Here is a 12,082-nt window from a genome sequence, read left to right on the forward strand (position 1 = left end):
CGGTCGGAACTGTCGGGGTTCCCGGCCGCTTACACCGCCGTACCGACCAGCGCGCCGATGCCGGCGGTGAGCGCCATGGCGAAGGCGCCCCAGAAGGTGACGCGCAGCGTTGCACGTAGGAGGTTGGCGCCGCCCGCCTTGGCGCCGATGGCGCCCAAAAGGCCAAGGAAAAGCAGGGACGCCACCGAAACCGCCAGCACCAGCATGGAGGCCGGCGACAGTAGCACCATGATGAGCGGCATCGCGGCGCCGACGCTGAAGGTCGCCGCCGAGGTCAGCGCCGCCTGGATCGGCCGTGCCGTAGTCATTTCCGAAATGCCGAGTTCGTCATGGGCGTGCGCGGCCAGTGCGTCCTTTGCCATCAGCTGATCGGCGACCTGGCGCGCCAGACCAGTCTCCAGCCCGCGCTTGACGTAGATCTGCGCCAGCTCCTCGCGCTCGAATTCCGGCTGCGTCCTGAGCTCCTCTCGCTCGCGGGCGAGGTCGGCGTTCTCGGTGTCCGACTGGGAGCTGACCGAGACATACTCGCCAGCGGCCATCGACATGGCGCCGGCGACCAGCCCAGCTATGCCGGCGACCAGAACCTGCGAAGTCGGCGCGGCGGCCGACGCCACGCCGACGATCAGGCTCGCGGTCGAAACAATCCCGTCATTGGCTCCCAGCACGGCGGCGCGCAGCCAGCCGATGCGAGACACAAGATGGTTTTCGACATGCAGGCGGCTCATGCTTTTCTCCTGATCGTGCCTTCGAGTTTCGTGGCCGCCGCGACTGTATTGGAAATTGTACCGTACTTGCGGACGTTCTTGTGCAACAGCTCCAGCCGCGGGTCGGTTTCATCGGTGTCGACGACAAGCTCGTAGTCGATCGAGGCAATCCCCGGCGGGCTGTCGCGCCGAACGGCATGCAACGCGACCTCGACGCCGCGCAGTTCGAAACCAAGCATTGGCGTGACGCGCTCGATGCCCTTGATCATGCAGGCGGCAATCGCCGCGAGAAGCAGTTCGGCTGGATTGAAGGCATCTGCCCGGCCATCGAGACAGGTGTCGAGTACAAGCGCGGCGCTCTTGGTCGTGGCCACGCTGCCTCGTGCATTGGTCCGTTGGGCTTTAACGCTGTATTCGAACATTCCGCGGCCTTTCTCGCTGGCGCTTTTCCTGTTAAGTGACGCCTGGGCGTTCTGGCACTAAATCGGGCGCCCGGTATTGATCGAGGTCAGATCGCGGCGTGCCGCCGAACGTCCTAGGCCGAATCGACATTCAGCGTAGCCAGATCATTGCGGCGGCGAGGTGCATGAAGCCTGTGAAGTGAACTGTGCGTCGGTCATAGCGCGTAGCGAATCTACGGAAGTGTTTGAGGCGGTTGAAGCATCGTTCGATGCGGTTTCGGTGCTTGTAGATGTCGGTGCCGTGAGGGATGGCGACCTTGCGGTTGCGCTTGGATGGGATCCCCGCCTCGGCCTTCATGCCGGCGATGCGTTGGCGTAAGTCGTTGCTGTCATAATGTCGGCCAGCACGGCACAGGCCTGCTGGCCCTTCAGAAGATCAGGAGCAGCGGTGATGTCATTGGCTTGGCCAGGTGTGATCAGAAACCGCAAGGGACGGCCAAGCGTGTCGCAGAGCATGTGGATCTTGGTGGTCAGTCCACCTCGGGAACGCCCCAGCGCCTGATCCTTGGCCCCCCTTTTTCCGGTCGCTGCCTGCTGGTGGGCGCGAACGATGGTACTGTCGAGCATCAGGTATTTGTTGTCGCGGTCAGCGGTCAGCGTGTCGAACACGCGTTCCCAAACGCCGGCATGGCACCACCGGCTGGAACGCCGATGAGCTGTCTTCCACTTGCCATAGCGTTCGGACAAGTCGCGCCAGTGCGCGCCCCACCAGGCGGTCCCGCTTCCCAAGAGCAGCTTTCCCAGACCCTGGCACGCCCAGGTCGACGGCGACGCCTTGCATCGATCGAGGATCTGTCCGGCAAGGCGTCGCCCGTCCTCCACATAGGCGCGGAATTTTCGCCAACCGAATAGCCTGACATCGGATCTTGCCAATCGAAGAGGAGGAACGGCTAGGGCACATTCTGGAAGACAATTTGTGCCTTCAGACGGCTGGAAGAGACAGCCCGTGCTTTACGCCTATCTCCGCCAGTTCAGATCCGTCCGTGGCGACCAGCGTCGATCTCGTTAATGATGCCGAAGCCGGCATCCTTCAGAACGGCCGTCGTGTGTTCGACCGCCGCATCAAAGCTGGAGGCCAGCGTCTTGGAAAATAGTAGCTCATGATCTTGTCCTTGCTGGCTCACGCGGGAGTTGGGGTTGGTTCGTCGGCCGCCGTGAGCTCTGCCGGCGCGTCGCTGTCGGTGCCCGGCTTCGAGCCGCCTCGAAGCGCCACGTAGATGGCGGGAATGACAAGCACCGTCAGCAGCGTCGACGAGGCGAGGCCAAACAGCAGCGAAATCGCCAACCCTTGGAAAATCGGGTCGGTCAGGATGACCGCCGCCCCGATCATCGCTGCGATCGCGGTGAGCAGGATCGGCTTGAAGCGGATGGCGCCGGCCTCAAGCAACACGTCGACCAGCGGCCTGTCGGTGCCCTTGGAATGGCGAATGAAATCCACCAGCAGGATCGAGTTGCGCACGATGATGCCGGCAAGTGCGATGAAGCCGATCATCGAGGTGGCCGAGAACGGGGCGCCGAAGGCCCAATGGCCGATCATGATACCGATCAGGGTCAGCGGGATCGGCGTCAGGATAACCAGCGGCAGCCTGAACGAACCGAACTGCGCCACAACGAGAATGTAGATGCCCAGGATCGCCACTATGAAGGCCGCGCCCATGTCGCGGAAGGTGACCCACGTCACCTCCCACTCCCCGTCCCACAGAAGTGTAGGCTTGGATTCGTCGCCCGGTTGGCCGTGCAGTGCGATCGTCGGTTTCGGCAGGTCAACCCAATCCGCTTTGGCAATGGCCTCGTCGACAGCGAGCATGCCGTAAACGGGCGCCTCGAACTCGCCCGCGAGTTCCCCCGTCACCATTTCGGCGGGCCGGCCGTTGTGGCGGAAGATCGGGTAGGATGCCGGCTCGCGCGTCATCCGCACGACGTCGCCGAGCTCCACCACGTCGCGTGCGCCGGGCAGAGCGTTCGCCGGCACCGGTGTCGTCAGGGCGCGCTGGTCGACCACGCCGTCACTCTTCGAGAGCGCCACGCGGATCGGGATCGGCTGGCGGCCGCCGCCGCGATGTGAGTAGCCGACTGTCGTGCCGCCGTAGAGGTAGTTCAGCGTATCGTACACGTCGGACTGCTCGACCTTGTAGTATTCGAGGTTGTCCTGGTCGATCGACAGCCGCACGCGCTGCGGCTGGTTGTGGAAGCTGTCGTCGACGTCGACGATGAACGGAATAGAGGCGAACGTCTCGCGCACCTTTGTCGCCACCGCACGGCGCGTCTCGGCGTCAGGCCCATAGATCTCCGCGAGCAATGTCCCCATCACCGGCGGACCAGGCGGTGGCTCGACCACCTTGAGCACGGTGCCTTCTGGCATGGCCATGCCCTTCAGCCGTTCGCGGATGTCAAGGGCGATGGCATGGCTTGGACGACTGCGCTCTCCCTTCCCCACCAAGTTGACTGCGACGTCGCCCTGCTCGGGCCCAGAGCGAAGATAGTAATGGCGCACAAGGCCGTTGAAGTTGAACGGGGCTGCCGTTCCGGCATAGGTCTGGAAAGAGACCACCTCGGCCACGTCGGCGAGGCGGTTCACCACCGCCGCCAACAGCCGGTTGGTGTCCTCGACAGAGGAGCCTTTGGGCAGGTCAGCAACCACCTGCAATTCGGTCTTGTTGTCGAACGGCAGGAGCTTCACCGTGACGTGCCTGGTGTAGATGAGCACCATGGAAGCCATGGTCGCGGCGCCGACGACGAGCAGGAAGGTCCACGACCGAAACCGCGACTTCAGGATGGGCCTTGCGACCGCGATATAGGCGCGGCCGAGCGCGCCACCGGGGCTACTGGCATCATGGACATGCGCCGAGGCGTGGCCCTTCTTGCCGAATTTCATCATCAGCCATGGCGTCAGCGTCACCGCGACGAAGAAGGAGAACAGCATCGCCGCCGAGGCGTTGGCCGGGATCGGGCTCATATACGGCCCCATCAGGCCCGACACGAACAGCATCGGCAGGAGCGCCGCGACCACGGTCAGCGTCGCCACGATGGTCGGGTTGCCGACCTCGGCCACGGCGTCGATCGCCGCCTGCTTGCGGGACCGCCCATCGTCCATGGACCAGTGCCGGGCGATGTTCTCGATCACCACGATGGCATCGTCGACGAGGATGCCGATGGAGAAGATCAGCGCGAACAGGCTGACCCGGTTCAGCGTGTAGCCCATGATGCGCGAGGCAAACAGCGTGAGCAGGATGGTCGTGGGGATGACAAGGGCCACCACCAGCGCCTCTCGCCAGCCGATGGCGACTGCAACCAGCACGACAATGGAGATCGTGGCAAGGCCGAGATGGAAGAGCAGTTCGTTCGCCTTCTCGTTCGCGGTCTCGCCATAGTCGCGGGTCACGACCATCTCGACGTCCTTCGGGAAGATTTCGCCGCGCACCTGGTCAAGACGCTTGACGATCGTGTCCGCGATGACAACGGCGTTGGTCCCGGGCCGCTTGGCAACCGCCAGCGACACGGCCGGCGCCCGTTCAAGCCCCTTGTCGGACTTGACAATGTTGGTGACGAGGTTCTCCGCAGGCGACGTCGCCAAGACAATTCTGGCCACGTCGCGCACATAGACCGGCCGCCCGTCGCGCGCAGTCAGAAGCAGGTTACCGATGTCGGCGAGCGTCTGCAGGGTCTGGCCGGCCACCAGCACGCGCTGCTTGCCCTCATCGCGCACCGTGCCGATCTGGAAAGACCTGTTGGCGCCGGTGATCTTGGCCGTCAACTGCTGCAGCGTGATGCCGTAAAGAGAGAGTTTTTCCGGGTCCGGCTCGATCTGGATCGCTTCCGGCTCCTCGCCGACGATGTAAGTCAGGCCAATGTCCGGCAGCTTGGCGACCTCGACCTGAAGCTCGTGCGCCAGTCGGCTTAGATCGGCCGAGGAATAGCGGCCGGCCGCCTCGGGTGTCGGCGTCAACGTCACCACCACAATCGCGACGTCGTCGATACCGCGCCCGACGATGAGCGGCTCGGGGATGCCGACCGGGATGCGGTCCATGTTGGCGCGCACCTTGTCGTGAACACGCAAAACGGCGGCGTCGGAACTGGTGCCGACCTTGAAGCGGGCAGTCACCAGCGCACCGTCGTCCACGGTTTGCGAGTAGACATGCTCGACACCGTCGATGCCCTTGATGATGGTTTCCAGCGGCTCGGTCACGAGCTTGACGGCATCCTCCGCCTTCAGCCCGTTGGCCGCGACATGGATATCCACCATGGGCACGGAAATCTGCGGTTCCTCCTCGCGTGGCAGCGTGGCCAGGGCCACAAGCCCGAGCGCCAGTGCCGCCAACAAGAAGAGCGGCGTCAGCGGCGAGGCGATGAACGAGCGGGTGAGCCCGCCGGCGATGCCAAGTTTCATGGTACGACGACCTTGTCGCCTTCGGCGAGCCCGGTCAGAACCTCGACCCGCGGCTGGCCGCCATCCTGGTACCGCTCGCCGAGCACGACTGCCACGCCGAGCGGTCCGTCCGCCGTATTGACTGTGACGTAGTCGATCCCATGCACCCTGGTGACCGCCTGCGGCGGCACGCCCAGCATGGTTCGCTTCGCGACTGGAATCGACACCAGCGTGCGCTCGTTGACGAAGAAGCTGCCGATGTCGGCGACCTCGACATCGGCGATGACGCGGCCGTTCTCGATCTCCGGATAGACCTTGGCGACCCGGCCCTGGCGGGCCTTGACGAAACCGCCATCCGCGCCGGCACCGCGTTCGGCGATATCGACCTGGGCCCCCTCCGTGATCTCCGTCGCATGCCGCTCCGGCAGCGACAGTCGCAGATAGTATTGTCCCGAAGCGATCCGGGCGACCGGTTCGCCTGCCATGATCACCGAGCCGGCCGTCACTGGAACTGTCAGCACCCGACCGTCGGCTGGAGCCAAGGTATCGCCTTCCTTGGCGCTCTGCTGGGTAACGGCCTTTTCGGCAACGGCAGCCGCCAGCTGGCTCGTGATGACGTCGAACTGGGTCTGAGCTGCATCGACCCGGCTCTGGGTCGCGGCGCCTTTGGCCAACAAGTCCTGGGAGCGCTGCAGATCGGTCTTGGCATTCTCCATCTGGGAATTGAGAGCGCCGATCTTGGCATCGGCTGCGCGAAGCTGCAGAGCTATTTTGTCGTCGACGACGGTAGCGACCACATCACCCTTTTTGACGACCTGGCCTTCCGTTACCCGCACGTCGGTGATGGTACCGGAAAGGCGAGCGCGCGCCGGCACGATTGTGCGGCTCTCGACCTGACCGTAAACGGCCTTCATCTCGATGACGGTGGCTGCCTTGACTGTGAAGTCCCCCGCAAACGCGCCGCCGTTGACGAGCAGCGTGATGCCGAGCGGAAGCCCGTTGGTCAGGAGGAATCGTACGTATCTCATCGCTATGTGCCGTTCTCGGAACGAATTGAAAGGACGGGAGGCGCGAAGGCACCTCCCGTTCGGGACGGCGGTCCTGGAAAGTCGGGTGTTACTTGAAGGCGACGCCGCTCTTGCAGCCAACTTTCTTGAAGACAATAGCTGCCGGGCACCAGCCAGTAAGCGAGGCCTGGACCATGTTAAGCCCAGCAAAGGCGGTCAGGAGGAACCAGTAGGGCGAATAGTAATAGCCGAGCGCGACGGAGATCAGCACCATGAACCCCGCGAACATCAGAACTGCCTTGTCAATCGTCATGATCTTGTCTCCTTAAATCTGCGCCGTGCCTATTCGGCCGGCTCCATGTGAATGGCCTTGAGCTTCTTGATGCCGAGCAAGTCGAGTGCCAGTCCCTCGTAGAAGGTCTCGCTCTTGCCCTGCCGGACCTTGTGCAGGAAATATTTCTCGAACCCGACCTTGGCCGCGTGCACCCACTTTCCCTGCGATGACCAGTTGACGTTGCGTGGCGGGATCTGCGGCTGCGCCACGAAGGCGATGCCCTCGTCGCCGAAGTCGGCCAGGCAGACCGCGTTCCAGGTCGCGACAGCCCGCGGTTCCTCGCCGCGCAACAGCGCGCCAATGTTTTCCGCCGTCGCCGTGACCATGGATTCGATCATGAAGCCGGTCTTTGGAACGCCGACCGGTAGCGGCGTCTTGCCGAGTGGAGGAATGGCGACGCAGACGCCGATCGAAAAGATGTTCGGATAAGTCTGGTTCCGCTGATGCTTGTCGATCGTGACGAAGCCGCGCGGATTGACCAGGCCCTCTATGTCCTTCACCGCCGGCACGCCACGGAAGGCCGGAAGCATCATCGAGAAGGTGAACGGCAGGTCGTGCTTGGCCTTCAGCGCACCATCCTCGTTCACTTCCTCCACATGCATGGTTCCAGCATCGACTGACGTCACCTTGGCGTTGGTGATCCACTTGATGTGGCGATCGCGCATGGCACTCTCGAGCAGACCCTTGGTATCGCCGACGCCGTCCAAGCCGAGATGACCGATATAGGGTTCCGGCGTTACGAAGGTCATCGGCACCCGGTCGCGCACCTTGGCTCTGCGCAGCGCGGTGTCGAGGATGAAGGCGAATTCGTAGGCGGGTCCGTAGCAGGATGCCCCCTGGACGGCGCCGACGATCACAGGGCCCGGATTGCGGACGAGTTCATCGACCTTCGCCTTGGTGGCGGTCGCATGGTCGATATGGCAGATCGACTGCGTATATCCAGCAGGTCCGAGGCCGGGCACCTCATCGAACGCGAGGTCCGGCCCGGTCGCGATGATCAGGTAGTCGTAGTCGACAAACGTCCCGTCGTTGAGCTCGATCCGGTTTTCCTTCGGATACACTTTCTTGGCGCCTTCGGGTTTGAGCGCGATGTTTCGCCGCTTGAAGGTTGCGGCGAGATCGACTGTGATGTCGTCGCGCTTGCGCCAGCCGACTGCTACCCAGGGATTGGAAGGCACAAAGGAATAGGATGTGCCGAGATTGACGACGGTGAGGCTGTCCTCACGGCGCAGCGTCTCTCGCATTTCATAGGCCATGATGGTTCCACCAAGACCGGCCCCGAGGACGACGACATGTGACATAGGGTTTCTCCCGATGTTTCTCGTTCGAGCAAACTGACAGCAAGGCAGCCGGCTTGTGTTGATCTGGCGCAATTTCCGAAGGCGGGGAGCGCGATGATAAGGATTTCACTGCTCGTGCGCCTATCGATGGGCTTGCAATTAACATTCAAAAGTTTTAAATTCAAGAGTATGAATGTAAAAGAGATGATCCCAGCTTCGGGAAAGGCGGCGGAGCTGCTCAGGAGCCTGTCCCATCCGCAACGGTTGCTGGTCCTCTGCGCGTTGGGGAAGGATGAACGTTCAGTGGCGGAACTGCGCGAGTTGCTGGGCATCGACCAAGTGCCGATGTCTCAGCAACTCATGCGATTGCGTGCTGACGGCCTGGTCGAATCGCGCCGCGAAGGCACGACTGCCTATTACCGCATCACGCGGCCGGAGGTGCTCACCGTCGTCGAAGCGCTTCACGCGGCTTTCTGTCCCTGACGATAAGCTGTTGCTATCGACATCTCATAGGCGGCGCACAGCATGCTGCCTCCGGAAAAACAGGAGAAGTGCAATGTCTGGATGTGGAACGTGGTCGGCGGCCAAGACACTGACGCCGACGCAAGTGCGTCAGCTGGGTGACGCTGTCACGCTTGTCGATGTCAGGGAGGACGGCGAATGGGCATCTGGGCATATAGCCGGCGCCGTCCATATTCCACTAGGCAGGCTTCGTGAAGAGATGGACCGGATTCCATCCGGCAAACCAGTCGTGTTTTATTGCCACGCCGGCGGCCGGTCATCGCAAGCGATCGCCGTCGCCATGGCGGCAGGGCAGGCGCACGATACGCATATGGGTGGCGGCATCAGCGCCTGGCGTGGGCAAGGTTTCCCGTCTGCGGCTTGACAGCGAAGGTGTTGTCGCAACAGGTTTCGTTGCGGCGCCTCATGGGGCTTCCAAGTGCTCAATTTGCTCGGACGTTTGGGCGCGAACCGCGCGCAACTCGTACCAGAGGGCATTCAGGATGCCGACCGTGGCGGCCAGTCCGAGCCCGAGGATCCAGGCAAAATACCACATCGTTGCAATCTCCAATCTCTTTTCAGTACACCGATGAACCAGCCCCGCGTACCGAAGTTTCGCTGACCTTGCCCCAAAGCACGCTGTAGACCCAGGCTGTGTAGGCAAGGACCAGCGGTAGGAAGATGACAGTTGCGATCAGCATGTTGCGCAGCGTCGCCCGGCTTGAGGATGCGTCGAACACGGCAAGCGAATGGCCCGGATTGCTGCTTGACGGCAGAATGATCGGAAACATCGCCAGGCCGACAGTCGCAACGATGCAGAGCACGCCAAGCTTCGATGCGAGGAAAGTGAGGCCTTCGCGACGCGCTCGGAAGCCGGCCGCGGCGACCAGCGGCGCCACGATGCCGAGCGCGGGCACCAAGCAGAGGACCGGCGTGGCACTGAAGTTGCGCAGCCACGCGCTCGAATTCGCTATCACTGTCTTGCCGAGGGGATTGGACGGACCACCCCAGACGATGGCGCTGGTCACTTCATAGCCGCCGAGCAGCCCGAGCCAAACAAGCACGCCGCCGCCGGCAAACAGGGCAGCGGTGGCAAGCGCGGCCTTGCCGCCGATCAGGCGGGCGCGGTCAGCCACCGGCCCTTCCGCCTTGAATGTCAGCCAAGCCGCGCCGTGCATGACAAGCATGGTCAACGAAACCAGGCCGCAATAAAGCGCCACCGGATTGAGCAGGCCGAACAGGGTGCCCTCATAGAACGGCCGCAGGTCGGTGGAGAAGTGGAACGGCACGCCTCTCAGCGCATTGCCCACCGCCACGCCGAAGATGAGCGCCGGCACGGCGCCGCCGATGAATAGTGCCCAGTCCCAGTTCGAGCGCCAGCGGGGATCCTCCCGCTTGGAGCGGTATTTGAAGCCGACCGGCCGCAGGATCATCGCGAACAGAACCAGGAACATGGCGAGGTAGAAGCCCGAGAAGCTCAACGCGTAGAGCGCCGGCCACGCAGCGAAGATGGCGCCGCCACCAAGCACGAACCAGACCTGGTTGCCCTCCCAGACCGGCCCGATCGTGTTGATGGCAACACGCCGCTCGATATCGGTTTTTGCCACGAAGGGCAGCAGTGCCCCGACGCCCATGTCAAAGCCGTCGGTCACCGCGAAGCCGATCAAAAGGACGCCCAGCAGCACCCACCATGTGATCCGCAGCGTTTCGTAATTAAAGAGGAAATCGATCATCGTCGTTGTTCCTTGCAGGTCCCGCGTTTACTGGGCGGCGACCAGATGGATTTTTATGCCTTCGCCGACGGGAGGCGTGATATCCGCGGCGACAGTCGGCCCTTTCGCTATCGCCTGCAGCATCAGCTTCACCTCGATCACGGCCAGCACGCCATAGACCAGGGTGAAGCCCAGGATGGTAATCACAAGGTCGGGAACGCCGAGCTCGGACGTTGCCAGGAACGTCGGCAGCATGCCCTCGATGATCCAAGGCTGGCGGCCGAATTCGGAGACGAACCAACCGAGCTCCACGGCAAGCCATGGCAATGGCATCGCGATCAGCCCCATGCGCAACAGCCAGCGCGGCGCGGGTGTCTCGCGCATCGTGTGCCAGAGCGAGAGTGTAAAGACCGCAAGCAGCACGAAGCCGCACAGGACCATCAGCCGGAATGTGAAGAAGATCGCCGGCACCTCCGGCACGGTCGACCAGGCTGCCTGCTTGATCTGATCGTCAGTGGCCAGGCGCGGATCCTCGACGTAGCGCTTTACCAGCAGCGCGTAGCCAAGATCCTTGCTTGTCGCGTCGAAGCTGGCGCGTGCTGCTGCGTCGGCATGGTTGAGCTTGAGTTTTTCGAGAGCGTCATAAGCGGTTAGCCCGTTGCGAATGCGCCCCTCTGCCCTCTGGACGAGTTCGATGATTCCGGGGATTTCCTTGTCGATCGAGCGCGTGCCGATAAGGCCCATGACCCAGGGGATATGCACGGCGAAATGGGTCGTGCGATCGCTCATGCTGGGTACGCCGAAGGCCGTGAACGAGGCGGGAGCCGGCTCGGTCTCCCACATCGCCTCCATGGCGGCGAGCTTCATCTTCTGGTTGTCGGTGATGGCATAGCCGCTCTCGTCGCCAAGCACGATGACCGACAGCGAGGAAGCCATGCCGAAGGCCGCAGCGATGACGAAGGAGCGCTTGGCGAGATCGATGTGCCGCCCGCGCAGCATGTAGAAGGCCGAAACGCCGAGCACGAAGACGGCGCCGCAGACATAGCCCGCCGAAACGGTGTGGACGAACTTCGCCTGCGCCACCGGATTGAAGATGACGGCCATGAAGTCCGTCACTTCCATGCGCATCGTGTCGGGATTGAAGGCCGAGCCGACGGGATTCTGCATCCACCCATTGGCGATCAGGATCCATAGCGCCGAGAAATTGGTGCCCAGCGCGACAAGCCAGGTTACCACAAGATGCGCGCGCGCCGAGAGCTTTTCCCAGCCGAAGAAAAACAGTCCGACGAAGGTCGCCTCCAGGAAGAACGCCATTAGGCCCTCGATCGCGAGAGGGGCCCCGAACACGTCTCCGACATAGTGAGAATAATAGGCCCAGTTCATGCCGAACTGGAATTCCATGGTGATGCCGGTGGCGACACCGAGGGCGAAATTGATGCCGAACAGCACGCCCCAGAATTTGACCATGTCGCGCCAAATCGCGCGGCCAGTCATGACGTAGACCGTCTCCATCATCGCAAGCATGATCGAGAGACCCAGTGTCAGCGGGACGAACAGGAAGTGGTACATCGCAGTCAGTGCAAATTGCAGCCGCGACAACTCCACAAGCAGTGGGTTGGTCATGGGAGAGCTCCGTTAGGCGTGCCCTTCGATAGCGTGTTCGGCGGTCGCGCCTTTTGATGTGCGTCAATTCACTGATGGCCCCGGCATGAGATTG

The 12,082-nt window shown here is 62.6% G+C and carries 12 protein-coding genes and 1 pseudogene; 2 read left to right on the plus strand and 11 right to left on the minus strand.

Annotated elements, in window-relative coordinates; all coding sequences use genetic code 11:
* Positions 1-29: 29 nt before the first annotated feature.
* From EOA13_RS15165 to EOA13_RS15200, 8 genes and pseudogenes are all read right to left on the minus strand, one after another.
* A complete protein-coding gene (locus tag EOA13_RS15165) occupies positions 30-725 on the minus strand; it encodes a VIT family protein (protein WP_127293689.1) in 696 nt (231 codons plus the stop codon).
* Positions 722-1,126 (minus strand): OsmC family protein, encoded by a 405-nt coding sequence (locus EOA13_RS15170; protein ID WP_127293691.1) that lies wholly within the window; start codon positions 1,124-1,126, stop codon positions 722-724. The genes EOA13_RS15165 and EOA13_RS15170 overlap by 4 nt, the downstream gene beginning before the upstream one ends.
* A gap of 130 nt (positions 1,127-1,256) precedes the next feature.
* A pseudogene (locus EOA13_RS38735) lies at positions 1,257-1,870 on the minus strand (IS5 family transposase); the annotation flags it as partial.
* Between the two features lie 266 nt (positions 1,871-2,136).
* Positions 2,137-2,289: a hypothetical protein gene (locus EOA13_RS37920; RefSeq protein WP_164780090.1), complete on the minus strand. Its 153-nt coding sequence runs from the start codon at positions 2,287-2,289 to the stop codon at positions 2,137-2,139.
* Positions 2,286-5,552: an efflux RND transporter permease subunit gene (locus EOA13_RS15185; protein WP_127293697.1), complete on the minus strand. Its 3,267-nt coding sequence runs from the start codon at positions 5,550-5,552 to the stop codon at positions 2,286-2,288. The genes EOA13_RS37920 and EOA13_RS15185 overlap by 4 nt, the downstream gene beginning before the upstream one ends.
* Complete coding sequence (locus EOA13_RS15190; protein ID WP_127293699.1) at positions 5,549-6,559, minus strand: efflux RND transporter periplasmic adaptor subunit; 1,011 nt, start codon at positions 6,557-6,559, stop codon at positions 5,549-5,551. The genes EOA13_RS15185 and EOA13_RS15190 overlap by 4 nt, the downstream gene beginning before the upstream one ends.
* Positions 6,560-6,647: 88 nt before the next feature.
* Complete coding sequence (locus EOA13_RS15195; RefSeq protein ID WP_127293701.1) at positions 6,648-6,851, minus strand: DUF2892 domain-containing protein; 204 nt, start codon at positions 6,849-6,851, stop codon at positions 6,648-6,650.
* Positions 6,852-6,880: 29 nt separating this feature from the next.
* A complete protein-coding gene (locus EOA13_RS15200) occupies positions 6,881-8,173 on the minus strand; it encodes an FAD/NAD(P)-binding oxidoreductase (protein WP_127293703.1) in 1,293 nt (430 codons plus the stop codon).
* Between the two features lie 93 nt (positions 8,174-8,266).
* Between EOA13_RS15200 and EOA13_RS15205 the strand changes: the two genes are divergently transcribed.
* Together EOA13_RS15205 and EOA13_RS15210 are read left to right on the plus strand one after the other, a co-directional pair.
* A complete protein-coding gene (locus EOA13_RS15205; protein ID WP_245490381.1) occupies positions 8,267-8,635 on the plus strand; it encodes a metalloregulator ArsR/SmtB family transcription factor in 369 nt (122 codons plus the stop codon).
* A gap of 73 nt (positions 8,636-8,708) precedes the next feature.
* Positions 8,709-9,038, plus strand: a complete 330-nt coding sequence (locus EOA13_RS15210; RefSeq protein WP_127293705.1) for a rhodanese-like domain-containing protein — start codon at positions 8,709-8,711, stop codon at positions 9,036-9,038.
* A gap of 39 nt (positions 9,039-9,077) precedes the next feature.
* Here the strand turns inward: EOA13_RS15210 and cydX are convergent, their stop codons facing one another.
* Genes cydX through EOA13_RS15225 form a run of 3 tightly spaced genes read right to left on the minus strand, consistent with a single transcriptional unit; the run spans position 9,078 to position 11,988 of the window.
* Positions 9,078-9,209, minus strand: coding sequence for a cytochrome bd-I oxidase subunit CydX (cydX, locus tag EOA13_RS15215; RefSeq protein ID WP_127293707.1), 132 nt, complete (start codon positions 9,207-9,209; stop codon positions 9,078-9,080).
* A 22-nt stretch (positions 9,210-9,231) separates the two neighbouring features.
* A complete protein-coding gene (gene cydB / locus EOA13_RS15220; RefSeq protein ID WP_127293709.1) occupies positions 9,232-10,386 on the minus strand; it encodes a cytochrome d ubiquinol oxidase subunit II in 1,155 nt (384 codons plus the stop codon).
* A 27-nt stretch (positions 10,387-10,413) separates the two neighbouring features.
* A complete protein-coding gene (locus EOA13_RS15225) occupies positions 10,414-11,988 on the minus strand; it encodes a cytochrome ubiquinol oxidase subunit I (protein ID WP_127293711.1) in 1,575 nt (524 codons plus the stop codon).
* Between the last annotated feature and the right edge of the window lie 94 nt (positions 11,989-12,082).

The organism is Mesorhizobium sp. M7A.F.Ca.US.011.01.1.1 (assembly GCF_003998295.1).
Taxonomy (GTDB): Bacteria; Pseudomonadota; Alphaproteobacteria; order Rhizobiales; family Rhizobiaceae; genus Mesorhizobium.